We start from the raw sequence: 20,647 nt of genomic DNA on the forward strand, positions 1-20,647 counted from the left end.
TTTTTATCACCACGCAACCCCTTTTTAGCTTTTTTTTCATTTTTTGTTTTGATTGAAGATAATTTAATCAAATTAACAACATTCTTTACCTCAGCGATCCTTAGTATCCAACCTGTTCTTAAAGACGAAACCTATTGATTTCATTATTATGAACACGCTTTTTAAGAGTTGCTTTCTATAACAAGTGCGGTTATATTTTTTAACGATTTCTGCTATGAATAAAACATAGCTTTCTTAACGATTCAACTCGTTTCCCATCCTCCAATTAAAGGAATACATAAGGAATACATTATGACTAACCAGTTAGATTCTCTTCGCGAACTTACCGTTGTTGTTGCCGATACCGGTGACATTGATGCCATTCGTCAATATAAACCTGAAGATGCCACGACGAATCCATCTTTGATTCTGAGTGCAGCGGCGCTACCACAATATGCGGCGTTGATTGATGAAGCAATTGCTTACGGTAAACAACAAAGTCAGGATAAAGCACAGCAACTTGTTGATGCAGAAGATAAATTGGCGGTCAACATTGGTTTGGAAATCTTAAAATTAGTCCCTGGCCGCGTTTCTACGGAAGTGGATGCGCGTCTTTCTTATGACACCGAGGCGACCGTTACAAAAGCAAGAAAACTGATTGCGCTATATGAAGCGGCAGGCATTAATAAAAATCGTATTTTGATTAAAATCGCCTCTACATGGCAAGGTATCCGTGCAGCGGAAATCCTAGAAAAAGAAGGTATCAACTGTAACCTGACATTATTATTCTCCGAAGCGCAAGCACGTGCTTGTGCAGAAGCGGGCGTTTATTTGATTTCGCCATTTGTGGGCCGTATTTTAGACTGGTACAAAGCCAATACCGATAAAAAAGAATACGCACCGGCAGAAGATCCGGGCGTGATTTCTGTGACCAAAATTTACAATTACTACAAACAATATGGCTACAAAACGGTAGTGATGGGCGCAAGTTTCCGTAATGTAGGCGAAATCATTGAATTAGCCGGCTGTGACCGTTTAACTATTGCTCCGCCGTTGTTGAAAACCTTACATGAAACCCCAGATGCCGTGGTGAGAAAACTGGGTTTCCAAGGCGAAGTACAAGCCAAACCGCAACCATTAACCGAAGCGGAATTCTATTGGCAGCATAACAGCGATGCCATGGCAGTGGAAAAACTGGCCGAGGGTATTCGTAAATTTGCTGTTGACCAAGGTAAATTAGAAGAGATGTTACTGTCTAAATGGTAATGGTTTCTTAGTTATGTATTAAGCAAAAGTGCGGTGGAAATTTTCCGTGTTTAAAAACGCCGAAAAATCTGACCGCACTTTTTTATGAGCACACCCTATTTTGTCAATTTATCTCAATCAGGAGGCACAATGTCAACTCGTCAACAACTCGCCAATGCCATTCGCTTTTTAAGTATGGATTCGGTGCAAAAAGCCAAATCCGGTCACCCGGGCGCACCGATGGGCATGGCGGATATCGCAGAAGTATTATGGCGTGATTTTTTACATCACAACCCAACTAACCCGCAATGGGCTAACCGCGACCGTTTCGTGCTATCTAACGGCCACGGTTCCATGCTGATTTACAGCTTGTTGCATTTAAGCGGTTACGATGTATCTATTGAAGATTTAAAACAATTCCGTCAATTACATTCCAAAACTCCGGGACACCCTGAATTTGGTTACACACCGGGCGTTGAAACCACTACAGGCCCACTAGGTCAAGGCATCACCAACGCAGTCGGTATGGCGATTGCAGAGAAAACGTTAGCGGGTCAATTTAACCGTGACGGTCATAACATCGTGGATCACCACACCTATGTTTTCTTGGGCGATGGCTGTTTAATGGAAGGGATTTCCCACGAGGCTTGTTCTTTAGCGGGGACTTTAGGCTTAGGTAAATTAATTGCCTTCTACGATGACAATAACATTTCTATCGATGGTCATGTTGACGGTTGGTTTACTGATGACACACAAAAACGCTTTGAAGCTTACGGCTGGCAAGTGATTCCGGCAGTGGATGGTCACAATCCGGCACAAATCATTGAGGCGATTAAACAAGCGCAAGCGGAAACCAATAAACCGACCTTAATTATTTGTAAAACCATTATCGGTTTCGGTTCTCCGAATAAATCCAACTCTCACGATTGCCACGGCGCACCATTAGGTGATGAAGAAATCGCATTAACCCGTGAAGCACTAAACTGGGATTACGCACCGTTTGAGATCCCAGCCGATATTTATGCACAATGGGATGCGAAAGCAAAAGGCGCAGAGTTAGAAAAAGCCTGGCATGAAAAATTCGCTGCTTATGCGAAAGCCTATCCGGAATTAGCCGCTGAATTTACCCGTCGTATTGAGAAAAAATTGCCGGCAGATTGGGCAAAAGAATCTCAAGCGTTCATTGACCATTTACAAGCGAACCCGGCAAGCATTGCAAGCCGCAAAGCCTCACAAAATGCTATTGAAGCTTATGCAAAAGTGTTACCGGAATTACTTGGTGGTTCTGCCGACTTGGCAAGCTCCAACTTGACCCTTTGGTCCGGTTCTAAACCGATTCGCGCAACTCAAAACGTAGATGGTAACTACCTCAACTACGGCGTACGCGAGTTCGGTATGGCGGCAATCATGAATGGTATCGCGCTTCATGGCGGTTTCATCCCTTATGGCGCAACGTTCCTCATGTTCATGGAATACGCTCACAACGCGATTCGCATGGCGGCATTAATGAAACAACGCAGCTTATTCGTGTTCACCCATGATTCCATCGGTTTAGGCGAAGACGGTCCAACCCATCAACCGGTTGAACAAACCTCTGCATTGCGTTTAATCCCTAACTTGAACACATGGCGCCCTTGCGACCAAGTGGAATCGGCGATTGCTTGGAAAGCGGCGATTGAAAGAACCGATGGCCCAAGCGCATTGATTTTCACCCGTCAAAACTTGGCACAAATGGACCGCACTTCTGAGCAATTAGCTAACGTGACGCGCGGTGCTTATGTATTAAAAGACTGCACCGGCACGCCGGATCTGATTTTCATTGCGACCGGTTCTGAAGTGGAATTGGCCGTGAAAGCCGCAGAACAATTAACCGCAGAAGGCAAAAAAATCCGTGTGGTTTCTATGCCAAGTACGAATGTGTTCGACAAACAAGATGAAGCTTATCGCGAAGCCGTATTGCCAAGTGCGATAACTAAACGTGTGGCTGTTGAAGCGGGCATTGCCGACTTCTGGTACAAATATGTTGGTTTCAATGGTCGTATCGTTGGTATGCACAGCTTCGGTGAATCCGCACCGGCAGACCAATTGTTCAAACTCTTTGGTTTCACGGTAGATAACGTGGTCGCTAAAGCGAAAGAAATTCTTTAATTTCAAACCGCACTTTAAAACAACAGGCCGAACAGCAAAATCACTGTTCGGCTTTTTTCTGTTGTTTCTTGGCATTTTAAATCCATCATAGAAAGCACAAAGGCAGGTTACCCTGCCTTTTTTCTTATGTTCTAAAAAACCACTAATCAGATTTTTTCTGATTCTCTTTTGCCGCTTTTACAAAGCCTTCGAATAATGGATGCCCATCACGTGGCGTGGACGTGAATTCCGGGTGGAATTGGCAAGCAACAAACCAAGGGTGATTCGGCACTTCAATGATTTCCACCAGTTTTTTATCGGCGGATAAACCGGTCACTTTTAAGCCGGCTTTTTCGATTTGTGGAAGCAAGACATTATTGACTTCGTAACGGTGACGATGACGTTCTTCAATGGTTTCGGCACCATATAATTTGCGTGCTAAGCTGCCTTCAATTAAATGACATTTTTGTGCCCCAAGACGCATGGTGCCACCCAAATCGGATTCATCACTACGGACTTCTTTATTACCGTCAGCATCTTGCCATTCGGTGATTAACCCGACTACCGGTTGTTCACAAGTGCGGTCAAATTCGGAAGAGTTTGCATGGCTCATGCCGGCAACATGACGAGCGAACTCGATGAGCGCCACTTGCATCCCTAAGCAAATACCTAAATACGGAATATTGTTTTCACGCGCATATTTAGCGGTGAGGATTTTGCCTTCGACACCGCGATAGCCGAAGCCGCCCGGCACTAAAATACCGTCTAAGCCTTTTAAGATGTCAACGCCTTTGGTTTCCACATCTTGTGAGTCGATGTATTTAATATTTACGCTCAAGCGATTTTTTAAACCGGCGTGTTTTAGGGCTTCGTTCACGGATTTATACGCATCCGGCAATTCGGTGTATTTACCCACCATTCCGATAGTAACTTCGCCTGTCGGGTTGGCTTGTTGATACAACACTTGTTCCCATTCGGATAAATCGGCTTCCGGGCAAGTTAAGTGGAAGCGATTGCAAATAAAATCGTCCAAGCCTTGAGATTTCAAGAGCGCTGGGATTTGGTAAATGGAAGATACATCTTTCAGAGAAATCACCGCGCGTTCCGGCACGTTACAGAATAACGCAATTTTGGCGCGTTCATTTGGCGGAATCATGCGGTCGGAACGGCAAATCAGCACGTCCGGTTGAATGCCGATAGACAACAATTCTTTCACGGAATGCTGTGTCGGTTTGGTTTTGACTTCGCCGGCGGTCGGAATGTAAGGCACAAGCGTTAGGTGCATGAAAATCGTGCGTTCACGTCCCACTTGTACGGCAAGTTGGCGCAAAGCTTCCAAGAACGGGAGGGATTCAATATCGCCCACTGTGCCACCTACTTCTACGATAGCTACATCATGCCCTGCGGCGCCATCAATCACGCGCGCTTTGATTTCGTTGGTAATGTGTGGAATTACTTGAATGGTTGCGCCGAGATAGTCACCGCGACGCTCTTTGCGTAACACTTCGGAATAGATTTTACCGGTGGTGAAGTTATTACGCTTGGTCATTTTGGTGCGAATAAAACGCTCATAGTGACCTAAATCCAAATCGGTTTCTGCACCGTCTTGGGTCACGAAAACTTCACCGTGCTGGGTTGGGCTCATGGTGCCCGGATCGACATTGATATAAGGGTCAAGTTTCATGATCGTGACGTTCAAACCACGCGCCTCTAAGATTGCCGCAAGTGATGCCGCTGCAATGCCTTTACCAAGCGAAGAAACTACGCCGCCTGTGACGAAAATATAATTGGTAGCCATAAGAAACCTATTTGTTGCTATTGGGGTGGATGGAAAATTAGGATAAATATAATCTATCAAGACGGGAGCGTAGTTTACAACAAAGGCAGAATGAACTCAATTGCCGAACGGAGAATTACAGGAAAAGTGCGGTCAAATAATACAATGTTTTTTATGTGTTTTTTCATCGTTTCGTTACGAATAATCGGGCTTTTATAGTAGAATCCGAAATGCGTCTTTATTTTATTACTGAAGAGAAACGATTATGTTTTCACGCAAAGATATTCTTGTTTTAGGCATGATGATTTTCGCCCTGTTTTTAGGCGCAGGAAACATTATTTTTCCGCCGATGGAAGGCTACACGGCAGGGCAACATTGGGCAACCGCCGCCTTGGGATTTGTGCTCACCGGCGTATTAATGCCGTTTATCACGCTGGTTGTGGTGTCTGTCTTAGGTCGTGGCGAAGAACTCACCCGCGACCTTCCTAAATGGGCAGAGGTCTTATTTTTAGCCACGTTGTATTTGGTCATCGGTTCTACGTTTGCGATGCCACGCATTACCAACGTCGCATACGAAATGGCGTTTGTACCACTTGATATAGTGGCAGACACGTCAGTAAATCATCTGATTTTTGCGGTAGTCTTTAACATTATCGCCATGCTATTTATGCTGAAACCGAACACCATTATTTCCAGCGTAGGCAAATTTATGACCCCAGCCTTATTGGTGTTGTTAGTGGTAGTGACCGTAACCGTCTTTATCTCTCCCTTGTCGGATATTGTCGCGCCAAGCAAAAGCTATGCGGACAGTTCAGCATTGACCACCGGTTTAATTAGCGGTTACCAAACCATGGACGTTTTAGCAGCGATTGCTTTCGGTGGCATTGTGGCTCGTGCGTTAAGTGCAAAAAATATCACTGAACCGCAAAAAATCATGCGTTACACCATATCCGCCGGTGGCATTTCAGTGGTTTTATTAGCCGCACTTTATTTCTCCCTTTTCTATCTTGGTGCGACCAGTGACCAAGTGGCGCAAGGCGTCAGCAACGGCGGTCAAATTTTTTCTCGTTATGTGAACGTGTTATTCGGTAAAGAAGGTTCTTGGATTATGTCCGGTATCATCTTCTTAGCAAGTTTAACCACCTTAGTGGGCGTGACCAGTGCTTGTGCTTACTATTTCGCTAAATTCTCCAACCGCTTGCCATATTCTTTCTGGGTGGTGGTGTTTACTGTCATGACGACCATCATTTCCGAAAACGGCTTAACGAAATTATTACAAGTGACGATTCCTGCATTGTTATTAATTTATCCGGTGGCAATCATGTTGGTAGTGTTGCAGTTCGTCCGTGCTAAATTACCATGCGTAAAATTAACCTATAACGCCACGATTGCGGTCACCGTGTGTTTTAGTCTGTGCGACAGCTTAAATAACGTGGGATTATTGTCTGACAGCGTGAAACAATTTCTTGGCAATTTCCCATTATATGATAATGGTTTGGCGTGGTTAGTGCCGGCGTTAGTCGTGATGTTCTTAACCATGTTGGTTGGTAAAAAATGTGCTGCGTAACTCTTTTTTCAGTAAGCGTAAATAAAGAAAATACAGGCAAAAAATTACTCACAATCGAATCAAGTTCGATTGTTGCCCCAATGGAGCCATTGGTAAAGCCAACGTTCAAAATCTGTTGGATTTTGTGACCGCACTTTTTTAACAAATAAAAGAACTTTTAGGCTAAAAATAGGTCATAGTAACCGTGAAATGATAGAATTCAATCGTCCAAACCGATTGAAATTCTGATGAATTATGTTATAACTGAGCTTAATCAAGCTTGGTGATGTAAGTAAGAAGGAAGATGATGGATAAAGAAACTCAAACCATGATGTTAGTTCCCCAAGGAAGCTTAGAAGCCTATATTCGCGCAGCGAACGAATACCCGATGTTAACGGCGGAAGAAGAAAAGGAACTCGCGGAACGTTTGTATTACCACGAAGATATTGAAGCGGCAAAAAAACTCGTGTTATCTCACTTACGCTTCGTTATCCATGTTGCCCGTGGCTATTCCGGTTATGGCTTGCCACAAGCGGATTTAATTCAAGAAGGCAATATCGGTTTAATGAAAGCGGTTAAGCGTTTTAACCCGGAGGTCGGTGTTCGCTTAGTGTCTTTTGCGGTGCATTGGATCAAAGCGGAAATTCACGAATACGTTTTGCGTAACTGGCGTATTGTGAAAGTCGCAACGACCAAAGCACAACGTAAGTTGTTCTTTAATCTACGCAAAACAAAACAACGCTTAGGTTGGTTTAATGAAAACGAAGTGGACATGGTAGCCAATGAGTTAGGCGTTTCTCCGCAAGATGTGGTGGAAATGGAATCGCGCATGACCGGGGCGGATGTCACCTTTGATTTACCAACCGATGATCATGATGAAGAAACCTATGCACCGGCATTATACTTGGAAGATAAAAGCTCCAATTTTGCAGCGGAATTAGAAAATGAAAACTACGAAGCACAAGCTACCGACCGACTTGCTGTCGCTTTGGATAATTTGGATGCTCGTAGTCAAGACATTATCAAAGCACGTTGGTTGGATGAAACCAAAGCGACGTTGCAAGATTTGGCAGCAAAATACAATATTTCTGCCGAACGTGTTCGTCAGCTCGAAACCAACGCACTGAAAAAATTAAAAACCGCAATAAGTGTCTAATTTACCGATATCAAAAAACCGACAGCCATGTCGGTTTTTTATTGGGTTCTCAATGAAAATATCGCAGAAATTACTCACAATCGAATTGAGTTCGGTTATTTGCTTTAATGGCGCCTTTGACAAAACCAACGCTCAAAATCCGTTGTATTTTGTGACCGCACTTTAAGATGAAAATGACCGATTTATTCGAAAATCAATAACATCACCCTTTCACCATTTTCTTTAACTGATACAAATAGGCCAATGCCTGTTTTGGACTTAATTCATCCGGATCTAATTCTTGTAACATATTCAATAACATCTCCTTATTTTCATCTTCTGCCTGATCAAATGCTAATTCACCTTGGCGTTGATTTAATAAACGAAGATCCTGAATCTGTTGGTTGGCGTTTTGCTGTGACAGTTTTTCTAATTGCGCCAGTTTTTGTTTGGCAAGCTTGATGACTTGTTGTGGTACACCTGCCAAGGCAGCGACCGCAAGACCGTAACTTTTACTGGCAGCACCTTTTTGTACGGCGTGCATGAAAGCAATGGTGTCATTATGCTCAATGGCATCTAAATGAATATTGCCGATACCTTGTACCTGTTCCGGCAGTACGGTGAGCTCAAAATAGTGGGTGGCGAATAAGGTTAAAGAACGGATTTTCTTCGCTAACCATTCAGCGCAAGCCCAAGCGAGGGACAAACCGTCGTAAGTGGAGGTTCCACGGCCGATTTCATCAATTAACACCAAACTTTTGTCTGTCGCTTGATGCAGAATATTCGCCATTTCCGTCATTTCCACCATGAAGGTTGAACGCCCTGAAGCGAGATCATCAGAAGCGCCGATACGGGTAAAAATACGATCAACAGGACCAATGACGGCACTGTCTGCCGGTACGAAACTGCCCATGTACGCCATTAAGGTAATCAGCGCCGTTTGGCGCATATAGGTACTTTTACCGCCCATGTTCGGGCCGGTGATAATGAGAAAATGTTGCTGTTCCGTAAGTTCTGTTGGATTGGCAATAAACGGTTCCTTCAACACTTGCTCCACCACAGGGTGACGGCCGTTCTGAATATGAATGCCCGTTTGTGCCGAGAAGGTCGGCGCCACATAATTCAGGCTTTCCGCCCGCTCCGCTAAATTGGTGAGCACATCCAATTCGGCTAATGCCAAACCGGCGAGCTGTAAGTCACCCAAGTGCGGTAATAATTGGTCGAAAATTTCATCGTATAACTGTTTTTCCAGCGCCAAAGAAGCCCCTTTTGCTTTCAGCACCTTATCTTCATAGGTTTTCAATTCAGGAATGATATAACGTTCGGCATTTTTTAAGGTTTGACGACGTACATAATGAATCGGCGCCTTATGAGCTTGCCCCTGGCTAATTTGAATGTAATAACCGTGCACGGCATTGAAGCCTATTTTTAAGGTATCAATGCCGGTGTTTTCCCGTTCCCGCTGTTCCAGATCTTCCAAATAACGGGTGGCACCATCGGCTAATTCACGCCACTCATCCAATTCGGCATTGTAGCCTGCCGCAATGACACCGCCATCACGAATTAACACAGGTGGGCTGTCAATAATCGCTCGTTGTAACAGGTCAAATTGGGCTGAAAAATCGCCCAGTTGTTGGTAAAGTGCGGTCATTTTGGCGGATGTTTTTTCAGCCAACCGATTTTTTATATAAGGAATCTGCTCTAAAGCGGTACGCAAGCGGGTTAAATCACGCGGGCGGGCGGTGCGTAAAGCCACGCGCGCCAAAATGCGTTCCATATCACCCACTTGTTGCAAATAAGGTTGTAAATCCGCCACTAAATCCTGTTCTAAAATCGCCCCAATGGCTTGTTGGCGTTGCGTGAGTTTTTCTACATCGCAAATCGGTTGGTGAATCCAGCGTTTGAGCAAACGACTGCCCATTGGGGTGACGCATTTATCCAACACGGCCGCCAACGTGTTTTCCGTACCGCCGGCCAGATTTTGAGTGAGCTCCAAATTGCGACGGGTTGCCGCGTCCAACTGAATATTTTCGCTGTGTTGAATGAGATGAACGCTTTGAATATGCGGCAAGGCGGTGCGTTGCGTTTCGCGTGCGTATTGCAATAAACAACCGGCGGCGCATAAGCCCAGAATCGCTTTTTCCACGCCGAATCCGCGCAAGTCTTTGGTATTAAATTGATGGCAAAGCTGTTGAATGGCCGTTTTGAGCTCGAATTCCCAAATAGGGCGACGACGCAAACCCTTAGCGTGTTCAATGAGGTGAAAATCAGCAAAATCCTCACAATAAAGCAATTCTACCGGCGCGATGCGTTGTAATTCCGTTTGCAAATCCGCTTTGGATTCCGGTTCGCATAGCTGAAAACGACCGGATGTCATGTCTAAGGTCGCCAAACCGAAGTGATCGTTTTCCTGATACACCGCGGCAATGAGGTTGTCTTGCCGTTCCGGTAAAAGCGCTTCATCACTCACCGTGCCCGGCGTGACAATGCGCACGATTTGGCGTTCAACAGGGCCTTTCGCCGTATTCGGATCACCGATTTGTTCGCAAATAGCGACGGACTCCCCTAACTGTACCAACTTCGCTAAATAGCCTTCAACCGCGTGATAAGGCACGCCTGCCATAGGAATCGGCTGCCCTGCAGATTGTCCGCGTTTGGTCAGTGAAATATCCAACAGTGCGGAGGCGCGTTTTGCATCGTCGTAAAACAGCTCGTAAAAATCGCCCATGCGATAAAATAACAAAATATCCGGATTCTCTGCTTTGAGTTGCAGATATTGTTTCATCATCGGCGTATGCTGTTCGAAATTTTCTTTTGACATCATAAGGTTAGCATTATTGTTGGATTAATTGGGAAGAAATCACCTGACACCACGAGTTATCAGCGGAATCGCATATAATGCTTTGCGATAAGCGTATGAAAACAAAACACCCGCAGAATCAAGCCTCTGCGAGCGTTTCTTAACATTCGGCAAAACGCTATTTAACCGGCAACTCTGCCATAAAGCACAGGCGTTATTGTAACAACGAAATATCCGCCACTTGTAAGAATAAACCTTGTAATGTGTTCAAAATGGCTAGGCGGTTTTGACGCAATTTGGCATCCTCCGAATTCACCATCACATTGTCAAAGAAATTATCCACCGGTTGACGCAAGCCGGCGAGTTTATCCAACACTGCCGTGTATTCGCCTTGTGCGATTAACGGCTGAACTTCTTTTGCCAAACTTAACACGCTTTGCGCAAGCTCTTGTTCTGCCGGCTCAACACATAACGCCACATCAATTGCGCCAATGTCGCCTTCCGCTTTCGCCAAAATATTCGCCACGCGTTTATTGGCGGCAGCCAAAGCTTCCGCAGAATCAAGTGTACGGAAATGTGAAACCGCACGCACACGCGCATCAAAATCAGCAGGACGGGTTGGACGACGCGCCAATACCGCCTGAATCACATCCACCGCAATGCCTTCATCTTGATACCATGCACGGAAACGACCGAGCATGAAGTCCACCACATCAGCAACCACGTTTTGATTCGTGAGTTTATCACCGAAAAGTGCGGCTGATTTTTTCACTAAATCTTCTAAATCTAGTGGTAAATTTTTCTCTACGATAATACGTAATGCACCTAATGCCGCACGACGCAATGCAAATGGGTCTGCGCTGCCTTTTGGTGCTTGGCCGATACCGAAGATCCCTGTTAAGGTGTCAAATTTATCCGCTAAAGCAACCGCACTTGCCACAAGTGATTTTGGTAACTCATCTCCCGCAAAGCGTGGCATATATTGTTCATTTAACGCCACTGCCACTTCTTCGTCTTCACCGTCATGACGAGCATAATGCATGCCCATCACACCTTGGGTGTCAGTGAATTCAAACACCATATTGGTCATCAAGTCACATTTTGACAGTAAACCCGCACGTTTTGCTTTCGCTTCGTCTGCGCCAATTTGTTTTGCAATTTCGCCTGCCAGTTGCTCAATACGGTCAGTTTTGTCTTTCAATGTACCCAGTTGTTGTTGGAACAACACGGTTTCTAAGCGTGGTAAACGATCAACCAGTTTTTGTTTTAAGTCGGTTTTGAAGAAGAATTCCGCATCGGTTAAACGTGGACGAACCACTTTTTCATTCCCTTCGATAATCGCGGTTGGATCTTCCGGGTTGATGTTCGAGACGAAAATAAAGTGCGGTAATAATTTGCCGTCTTTATCATAAATCGGGAAATATTTTTGGTCGCCTTTCATAGTGTAAACCAAGGCTTCCGCCGGCACCGCTAAGAATCGTTCTTCAAATTTTGCTGCCAATACATTTGGATATTCCACCAAGGAAGTGACTTCTTCAAGCAAACTTTCCTCAATGTCAGCTACGCCGCCAAGTGCGGTCGCTTTTGCTTGAGATTTTGCCAAAATTTCTGCTTTACGCTCGTTGAAATCTGCTACTACAGAACCTTTTTCACGCAATAATTGTGGATATTGGTCTGCATGTTGAATTTCAAATTCTTTCTCGCCCAAGAAACGGTGACCACGAATAGTGCGCGCACTTGCCACACCTAAAATTTCGCCTTCGATTAACTCATCGCCTAACAGCATAGTCACCGTGTGAACCGGACGGATAAATTGCACGCTTTTGTCTGCCCAACGCATTGGTTTTGGAATTGGCAATTTCGCCAAGGCATTGGCCACGATGCTGTTAAGCAAGTTTTTGGTCGGTTGACCTTCAATTTTTGCACGGTGAACAAGCCATTCGCCTTTATCAGTCGCAATGCGTTCTGCCTGCTCAACAGTAATCCCACAACCACGCGCCCAACCTTCTGCTGCTTTAGTCGGTTTACCTTCTACATCAAAGGCTGCAGACACTGCAGGCCCGCGTTTTTCGATCTCTTTGCTTGGTTGCTGCGTCGCTAAGTTCAACACTTTCACCGCTAAACGACGCGGCGCTGCAAACCATTCGATTTTATCGAAGGTTAAACCTGCTTGATTTAATTCCGCTTCAACGTTATCCGCAAAAGAGGTCGCTAATGTTTTGAGAGCTTTTGGTGGCAGCTCTTCCGTGCCGATTTCTACTAGGAAGTTTTGGGTTGTCATTTTGTTTTCTCTGGTAAGGTGCACCTTGGCACCATTTTATTTTAATTTAATCTTTTTCAATAATAGCTTCACATTTCACTGGAAAATTAAGTGAATTTGCAATAAAACACGCGTGATGCGCATTTTCATGTAATGCCAATGCCTTAACAGCATCCGACTCACTTGAAATTCTTATACGAGGTTTTAATGTTGCTGAAATAAAACGTCCTGCTTGTTCAGAACTGCCTTCATCCATAATTGCTATTGCTTCATCACGGTATTCTTGCACAATAATGTTATTAACGGCACAAAAATGTAAATACCATAATTTATGACAGGCAGAAATGGAGGCTAATAACATATCTTCTGGGTTCCAACGTGTTTTATCACCACGAAAAGCAGGATCAGCAGAACCTAAAATATTAGGTTTATTCGGTGCCGAAGCAATAAAATCCCGCTCATACGCGGTATAAGAAGAAGTGCCTCTCCCTGAATTTCCAACCCATTCTACGGTAGTTTGATAAGTATGTTGCTTCATTATATTTTCTTCGTTGTCACTTCTGCCAAATCTCCCCTACCCCTCTTTGCTAAAGAGGGGATTGGATCTTTGCAGAGTTAAATATCTATGTTTTACTTTAACGTTTTTTGAAAGCAGATGATTTAATCTTTATTGAAATTAAAATGTAAATGAGCCAGTTACAATCAATTTACTAAAGAATACCCCTCTTTAGCAAAGAGGGGTTAGGGGAGATTTACTCGCTTCGCTCGCACTTCGTGCCGTTGCTAAAGCAACGTTCAAACGCAAGCGTTTGTGGCAGACGTTAATCCAACCTAATACCCAATAATCCCTCATATTCTAAAATATAAATAGCCCGCTACTGTCAATTTACTCAAGAAATCCCCCTCTTTAGCAAAGAGGGGTTAGGGGAGATTTGGCAGAAGTTAATCCAACCTCATACTCAACAATCCCTTATATTCTAAAATATAAATAGCCCACTACTGTCAATTTACTCAAGAAATCCCCCTCTTTAGCAAAGAGGGGTAGGGGAGATTTGGAAGAGCTACTTAACGCTCATACTCAATCCGCCCTTACATTCTCTAAAAACAAATAAATCTGCTCGACTACCGCTTCAATTTCACGCATGACTTCATCATTGCTAAATCGCATCACAGTGAAACCAAGTGAATTTAATTCTGCACTCGCAATGCATCTTTTTCCTGATAATCAGGTTCATAGTGCTGACTACCGTCCAATTCGATAATCAGCTTTGCTTTCGCACAATAAAAATCAACGATATAACTTAAAAGTGGCTTTTGTCGATTAAATCGAAAACCTAATAATTGATCTCGATTGATGCGTTGCCATAATTTTCTTTCCGCATCCGTTTGATCCACTCGCAATTTTTGCGAATTCTCTTTTAAGTATTTTTCATAGGGTTGCATGAAAGCTACTTCTTGCCATTCTCAATCCCTTCACTCAACACCTGTTGAAAACGCTCGTAATCACAAAAGCCATTTTCATCTTTTTCACAACCTTTGAGAGTTAAGGCTGTTTGGTTTGGTGGTGTTGCTAAGCTTAGTGGCGTGATGTTAATCAGCTGTTCAGTAGTTTGATACACATAATCCAACTTAAATTTGAGCTTGCCACTTGGTTTGTGCTTCCACACTTCAAATAGCAACTTGCCGCCAATTGGGATATTTTCTAATGAATCATCTAACTCATAAGGCTCAACACCTAGTGCCGCAAGCAGAGCGACAATATTGGAATCGTGTCCAACCAACAAGCTAATTTTGTTTTCACTATTTAGCTGTTGCTGAATAAATACTAACAACGGATATGAGGCATTTTGTGCCAACGCTTCGTTGTTTTTAAATAACGTGCGGTAATATTCGTTTTTAATTTCGTTAATTGCACGCCATTTTTCTTGGCTATCCACGCGGCCGTTGGCGATCTCTGCATCAGGTTTGCCCACATAATGGGCGAGCAACAATGCACTAACTATTTTCTTTCCTGTGCTGATAGCACCAGTAATTTTAACCGACTTGCCGTCTTTAATACTGTATTCACCGACTTTTCCACCTAAATCACATTCGCCTTTTTGTAAGCAGTTTGGTGAGTTTTTGTAATCGATGATTTCACTCAATAGCGCATAATTCGGCGCTAATTTTTGCTGTAAAGCGGTTAAATCAACGTTATTTTTTGCCGATTCAATCAAGGATTGACTTGGATTATGCGCTTGTGTATTAAAAATCGGATCTTTTTCTGAACCAATTTCACCGTGATGTTGCAGTTGAACATTACAGCCCGCAAATGCGCCAGCCACAATGGCTTGCCCTGTTGCAATAGTGCGTTGTACCCCATTGGCATAAGCGAAAATACCTTCACCCGATGCGCAACGCTCTGTTGTTAATAATCCTTTGTCTGCCAGCCATTGTCCTAAATATTGCCCGAAATAGGTTTCTAGCACGGTACCTTTCGCCGTGAGATAACCAGATGGCACATCCCATTTCGCCCAAGCATAGGGGGAATATTTTGCCATTTCTTGCGGATCTTTTTCCACCGGCGAGCGCAATCCATGACGGCTAAAAATCAAGACTTTCTCAAGTTCATACTCTGCACTCGGTGTATTTGGGCGATGTTCCTCGGCAAATACACCGCCCGCGAAGGCAGAACCCAGCAAAAGTGCGGTCAGAATTTGAGGTGTTTTTTTCATCTTTTTTACCTTTCTAAATAAGAATAGCTCGATAACAGCACAATGTATCATCTTTCGTGCTTGTTTCTGTCTGGTTCGATTGCTTTACCAACGATACCCGACTTTCAAACCAAACTGATGTTGTTTATCCAACTGTTTGCCGCGAGATTGGGCAGCATAACCGCCAACCTGCCAGCCGCCGAAACCGGCACTTAAACCGATTTCTTGCTGCCAATAACGGTCAAAACGTTGCATTAATGGTACCTGATTCACCTGTACCGCAAGCTTGGAATCGGAGGCATCCACATAATTGACGCTCACGGACGGACGAAGCATGACACCTGCCCATGGGCCAAAGGTGTAATCCACCGTAACACCGGCTTGGTAAACATTAAAATTCGCGGACGGCGTATGAATTCGAGATTGATCGTATTGATAATCATCACTTGAAATATGGTAACGATGTACGCTTGCATTCGGTTTGATCGCCAATTTACCTAACTTCAGTTGGTATCCTACCCCTGCACCCAATGCCACAATATGGCGTTGGATATCCGCATTTTGCAATTCACCGCGAATTTCACCCGCACTTGAACCATAGCTCATATCGGCAAAGACATTCAAGCCATTAGCAAAATCATATTTACCGAAAGCCGATAACATGGTCAGACGATTTTTACTGCCGATATTGTCATCAAAGGTATTGTTTGCTCTGGCATGAGAGAACAACAGACCAAGACGATAATTATCGTCAATGTGTTGTGCGCCCAGTTGGGTTAAATGCGTTTCTTGTTTGTAAGCACGGAATTCATTCGCATCATAACGACGGGAAGAATGCATTGTATTTACCCAAACATGAGATAAATTCTCTCCGACAAGCTGTTTATTTAATTCGTCGAGAACGAGCAGCACATTATTCGCACTTGCTGACAACTCGGATAATGCACTATTTGAATAACGGCTAATCAGATCTTTTTGTTGCGTTTTCACATCCGCTTTACGGTTTGCCTCAGCTAAACGTGCCGCTTCATCTGCTTTACGTTTTTCTTCCGCTAAGCGAGCCGTCTCTTCGGCTTTGCGTTTTTCTTCCGCTAAACGTGCCGCTTCATCTGCTTTACGTTTTTCTTCGGCTAAACGTGCCGCTTCATCTGCTTTACGTTTTTCTTCCGCTAAGCGAGCCGTCTCTTCGGCTTTGCGTTTTTCTTCCGCTAAACGTGCCGCTTCTTCCGCTTTGCGATTTTCTTCCGCTAAACGTGCTGCTTCTTCCGCTTTACGATTTTCTTCCGCTAAACGCGCGGCTTCTTCGGCTTTGCGATTTTCTTCCGCTAAGCGCGCGGCTTCTTCCGCTTTACGATTTTCTTCGGCTAAACGTGCTGCTTCTTCCGCTTTACGATTTGCTTCGGCTAAACGCGTGGCTTCTCCCGCTTTACGATTTGCTTCGGCTAAACGCGCGGCTTCTTCCGCTAGGCGTGCCACTTCGTCCGCTTTACGTTTCTCTTCCGCTAGACGAGCGGCTTCATCGGCTTTACGTTTTTCCTCGGCTAAACGCGCGGCTTCATCGGCTTTACGTTTCTCTTCCGCTAGACGAGCGGCTTCATCGGCTTTACGTTTTTCTTCGGCTAAGCGAGCTGCTTCATCGGCTTTACGCTTTTCTTCCGCTAAGCGTGCGGCTTCGTCCGTTTTACGTTTCTCTTCCGCTAAGCGTGCCGCTTCGTCCGCTTTGCGTTTTTCCTCCGCTAAACGTGCGGCCTCTTCCGTTTTACGTTTCTCTTCCGCTAAGCGTGCGGCTTCTTCCGCTTTGCGTTTTTCTTCCTCTAGGCGATCAGCTTCTTCAGCTTTACGTTTTTCTTCCGCTAGGCGAGCGGCTTCTTCGGCTTTACGTTTTTCTTCCTCTAGGCGAGCAGCTTCTTCAGCTTTACGTTTTTCTTCCGCTAAACGAGCGGCTTCTTCAGCTTTGCGTTTTTCTTCAGCAATGCGTTCTTGATCAGCGAGCTCTTTTTCTTTTTTAGGGTTGTAGAGTCGATAATCAAAATCGTCATTTCTGAGTTCATAGCGGTATGCCCCGGCATCCACACTGCCATTGGCTAAAGAAACATTGACATCGTCAGATTGCGCAGGATTATTTAATTCCAACAAGCTAAGCTGTGCCAAGTTTTGTGGTTCTGCACCGGTGTTACGCACATTTAATACGAAATTCCCTGCCGCTTTTCCTCGTACAATGACATGGTCGCCTTTATTTTCCTGCAAATAAGTGCGGTAATTAATGGTGCCATTTCCGTCAAGATCTCCCAACACTTCTAACGTGTTAAACGTTTGATTATCCTTTTGTGTCGTAAAATCCGGATTTAACGTAATTTGGCTATTATCAAGGCTTAAATTACCTACCCTTGTGCTCTCCGGCAACGTCCAGTGCGCATTGTCTGACAACGACACCGATGTGTGTTTGCTTCCTCGAATTTGGTGAGTGAAGCGGGTGTTCACAAGGTTGAGGGTGGTAATATCCGAAAGCCATACATCCCCTGCCAACGTGGCGTTGTCCACCGTTGCTACCGCGCGATCATTAACATGAAGCATACCGGTTTGGGTGGCATTATGGGTTAAATGATATCGGCTGAATCCACTTAGCATGACGCTACCAACCACATCAGCCAGCCCTTGAACAAGTAAAGTCGCACTATCAGACGTACTGAGCGATCCCTTAATTTTCGTCCGTTCAATGCTACGAAAAGCTTTATCCGACAAGGTTTGATTATCGCATTTTGTGAGCCCCGTCCAGTCAGAGCGCGCGCAAATGAAATTTGCCTGTTTGTCGGTCACGCCGAATGTCGCCTTGGCATCTTTGCTTAATTGCCAATTACCACTTATCTCAGAAACATTCCGAGAAACGACCGCACTTCCGCCGTTAATGATGAAATTATCGGCTTTGAATGTGCGACTTAACCAATCATCATCTTGCACCACCTCACCTTGTGTTCGTCCAATGAGCGCCGGTTTGTTCAAGTGATTATAGGCATGAGGTGTTGGGCGTCCGCTAAAGACTAACGTGCCGTTTTCCTGCGTAATATCGCCATTTAAGTTGGTTCCGCCTGACAATAAAAAGACGCTGTCTGCGTGTGTAGGTTGATAGTTGAGATTTAATCGACCGTTATGAAGTGCCGCATTGGTTTCACCAAACCAGCCGTTAAACGCTGTCGCTTTGGATTCGTTAATGTCTTTTTCATTATCAATTTTCGCATTGCCTAAAATCGTGACGTTGGCTTCTTTATCTTTGTTGTGGTTAACAATTTGAGCGCCTTCATCGGTATTTTGAATGCGGTTGAAGGTAAGTGCATTGCCGTTAAGATCTAAACGACCGCCACGAAAGCCAAAATAAATATTGTTTGGATTAACTTGGTCGTCACTTTCTAATTTCACCGTTGGGCGACCGCTCACAATGCCTAATTGATTAAAGGCTTGTTTTTTGTTTTGCTCGTCTGCTTGTTGATTCAAGACAACAAGGCCATCTCCCACGCTAATATCGCCAAGGTTTTCACCTTTGCCATTGACCAATAACGTGCCTTGTCCAATTTTAGATAAGCGATCGCCTGCCGGATTTTTAATCTTCCATGTGACGGTACTGCCTTCGCTCACTGAAACACCGGCACCTTTCCAGGTTTCGTCAGTAGTAGGTTGCACCACAAAATCCCCTTCGAAAGTTAACCCACCGGCGCCTTGGTCGATATTATTTTTCAGGGTTACTGTGCCATTTTCCAGATTTCCAAAGTAAATGTTCTTACCGTGATGCTGTGCCGGCATATAAGGGTTTGGTCCACCATATCCAAAGGCTTCATCACTCCCCGAAGACGCTAGGCTGTAATTGGCAAGCGGAGTGTCTATGCCACCACTACCGCCTTTAGTTAATTTCCCTTTGCCGTTGTCATCCGCTGTCCAGTCATAAGAGGCTACGGTTGGTTCAAATACGGTGACCAAATCTCTTGCAATGATTTCATCCAAATAATTCTTACGTGCAATTTGGTAGGTGTTCTCTTTGCCTTCATAAGGGTGTCCGCTACGCAATACGCCGTTTAACAGCCATTTTCCTGCGGTTTTATCGTAAATAAACATCGGGGAACCACTGTCACCGCCAGAACCTGAAATGGGTAACGGACCATATTGATTCGGATAACGCACATCACCGCTTAAACTGACCTCACCATTGTTCGCCCAGCCTTGCATAAACGTATTACCTGCGGTTCTGTAGTGGTATGCGCCTGAAACCTCTGTATCCTTGTCCTGAGCATCACGCACAACTTGCCGACCGCTACCAATTCGTACCCGCATTGGATACTTTTCTAAATCGCCATAGGTGCTGCCCTGCATCTTTGACACCATTTCTATCGGCGCAGCTTCTGTGACGAATTTGGTTAAACGAGGGTTATGATAGTCCGTCATGTAAGGGTGAGTGGAGTCGTTTTTATAATTATTTCGTTTAACGATGTTATAACCGAATCGGTGCTGATCGGGGTTACTGCCCTCCATGCCAAAGTCAACACCACTATAACCCACATTATGTGCCACGCTAACGATATATTGATCGCCCACCAGTGCTGCCACACCATTACGGCTAACCACCGAAAAATCTATCATCGGCGCGTTTTGCATCATGGTTCCGATAGATTCGCCTTTTTTATTCACCACCTCTATATTTTGCGCACTGGGCGTAAACTTACCTTTATTCTCGGCAAAATCACGAAAATATTGATAATCCACGCCGGAATAAACTTGTCCGGCGAAGGCCACTGAGCTTAGGTTCAATGCGACAAACGCAGCGATGAATTTGGGTTTGAAAGTTGTCTTTTGCATAAAATGGGCTCAAATAAAATGAGGGTTAAAATTAACTGATGATGGGGAACATCAAAGCATCATCGCCGATTAGAAAATGTTTCGCTTATACAACAAGCCGTGAATGACGAATCATCCAGCAGTTCTAGCCTGAAATCGACCGCACTTAGGCATCATTTTAAATCAGGCAAAAATCGCTTTTAATTGGGTTTCATCCAAAATCACTCGGCCGTCCGCCAACAACAACGCCGGCAAGCCTGCATA

9 protein-coding genes and 2 pseudogenes are annotated in these 20,647 nt (G+C 44.5%); 4 read left to right on the forward strand and 7 right to left on the reverse strand.

Annotation, left to right across the window (positions count from 1 at the left end):
- Positions 1-291 precede the first annotated feature (291 nt).
- Both tal and tkt read left to right on the forward strand, forming a co-directional pair.
- Positions 292-1,245, forward strand: coding sequence for a transaldolase (gene tal / locus Q0203_RS03580; RefSeq protein ID WP_297929607.1), 954 nt, complete (start codon positions 292-294; stop codon positions 1,243-1,245).
- A gap of 129 nt (positions 1,246-1,374) precedes the next feature.
- On the forward strand, positions 1,375-3,372 hold the full coding sequence (gene tkt / locus Q0203_RS03585) for a transketolase (protein ID WP_297929609.1): 1,998 nt from the start codon (positions 1,375-1,377) through the stop codon (positions 3,370-3,372).
- A 142-nt stretch (positions 3,373-3,514) separates the two neighbouring features.
- Here tkt and pyrG read toward each other — a convergent pair whose 3' ends face one another.
- Entirely contained in the window at positions 3,515-5,149 is a 1,635-nt protein-coding gene (pyrG, locus tag Q0203_RS03590; protein ID WP_297929611.1) for a glutamine hydrolyzing CTP synthase, read from the reverse strand.
- Positions 5,150-5,239: 90 nt separating this feature from the next.
- Between pyrG and brnQ the strand changes: the two are divergent.
- Positions 5,240-6,695, forward strand: a pseudogene (gene brnQ, locus Q0203_RS03595) (branched-chain amino acid transport system II carrier protein).
- A 286-nt stretch (positions 6,696-6,981) separates the two neighbouring features.
- On the forward strand, positions 6,982-7,830 hold the full coding sequence (gene rpoH, locus Q0203_RS03600) for an RNA polymerase sigma factor RpoH (RefSeq protein WP_290521796.1): 849 nt from the start codon (positions 6,982-6,984) through the stop codon (positions 7,828-7,830).
- 202 nt (positions 7,831-8,032) lie between these two features.
- Here rpoH and mutS read toward each other — a convergent pair whose 3' ends face one another.
- The 6 genes and pseudogenes from mutS to Q0203_RS03630 form a co-directional block, all read right to left on the reverse strand.
- On the reverse strand, positions 8,033-10,633 hold the full coding sequence (gene mutS / locus Q0203_RS03605) for a DNA mismatch repair protein MutS (RefSeq protein WP_297929615.1): 2,601 nt from the start codon (positions 10,631-10,633) through the stop codon (positions 8,033-8,035).
- A gap of 190 nt (positions 10,634-10,823) precedes the next feature.
- On the reverse strand, positions 10,824-12,890 hold the full coding sequence (gene glyS, locus Q0203_RS03610; RefSeq protein ID WP_297929617.1) for a glycine--tRNA ligase subunit beta: 2,067 nt from the start codon (positions 12,888-12,890) through the stop codon (positions 10,824-10,826).
- 46 nt (positions 12,891-12,936) lie between these two features.
- Complete coding sequence (locus Q0203_RS03615; RefSeq protein ID WP_297929619.1) at positions 12,937-13,407, reverse strand: OsmC family protein; 471 nt, start codon at positions 13,405-13,407, stop codon at positions 12,937-12,939.
- A 540-nt stretch (positions 13,408-13,947) separates the two neighbouring features.
- Positions 13,948-14,312 (reverse strand): annotated as a pseudogene (locus Q0203_RS03620) (endonuclease domain-containing protein).
- Between the two features lie 5 nt (positions 14,313-14,317).
- The gene (locus Q0203_RS03625) at positions 14,318-15,583 is read right to left on the reverse strand and encodes a histidine-type phosphatase (RefSeq protein ID WP_297929621.1); all 1,266 of its coding nucleotides are present in this window, start codon (positions 15,581-15,583) and stop codon (positions 14,318-14,320) included.
- Positions 15,584-15,667: 84 nt separating this feature from the next.
- Entirely contained in the window at positions 15,668-20,404 is a 4,737-nt protein-coding gene (locus Q0203_RS03630) for a S6 family peptidase (RefSeq protein ID WP_297929623.1), read from the reverse strand.
- Between the last annotated feature and the right edge of the window lie 243 nt (positions 20,405-20,647).

Origin of the sequence: uncultured Aggregatibacter sp. (assembly GCF_938046485.1) — a bacterium.
GTDB lineage: Bacteria > Pseudomonadota > Gammaproteobacteria > Enterobacterales > Pasteurellaceae > Aggregatibacter.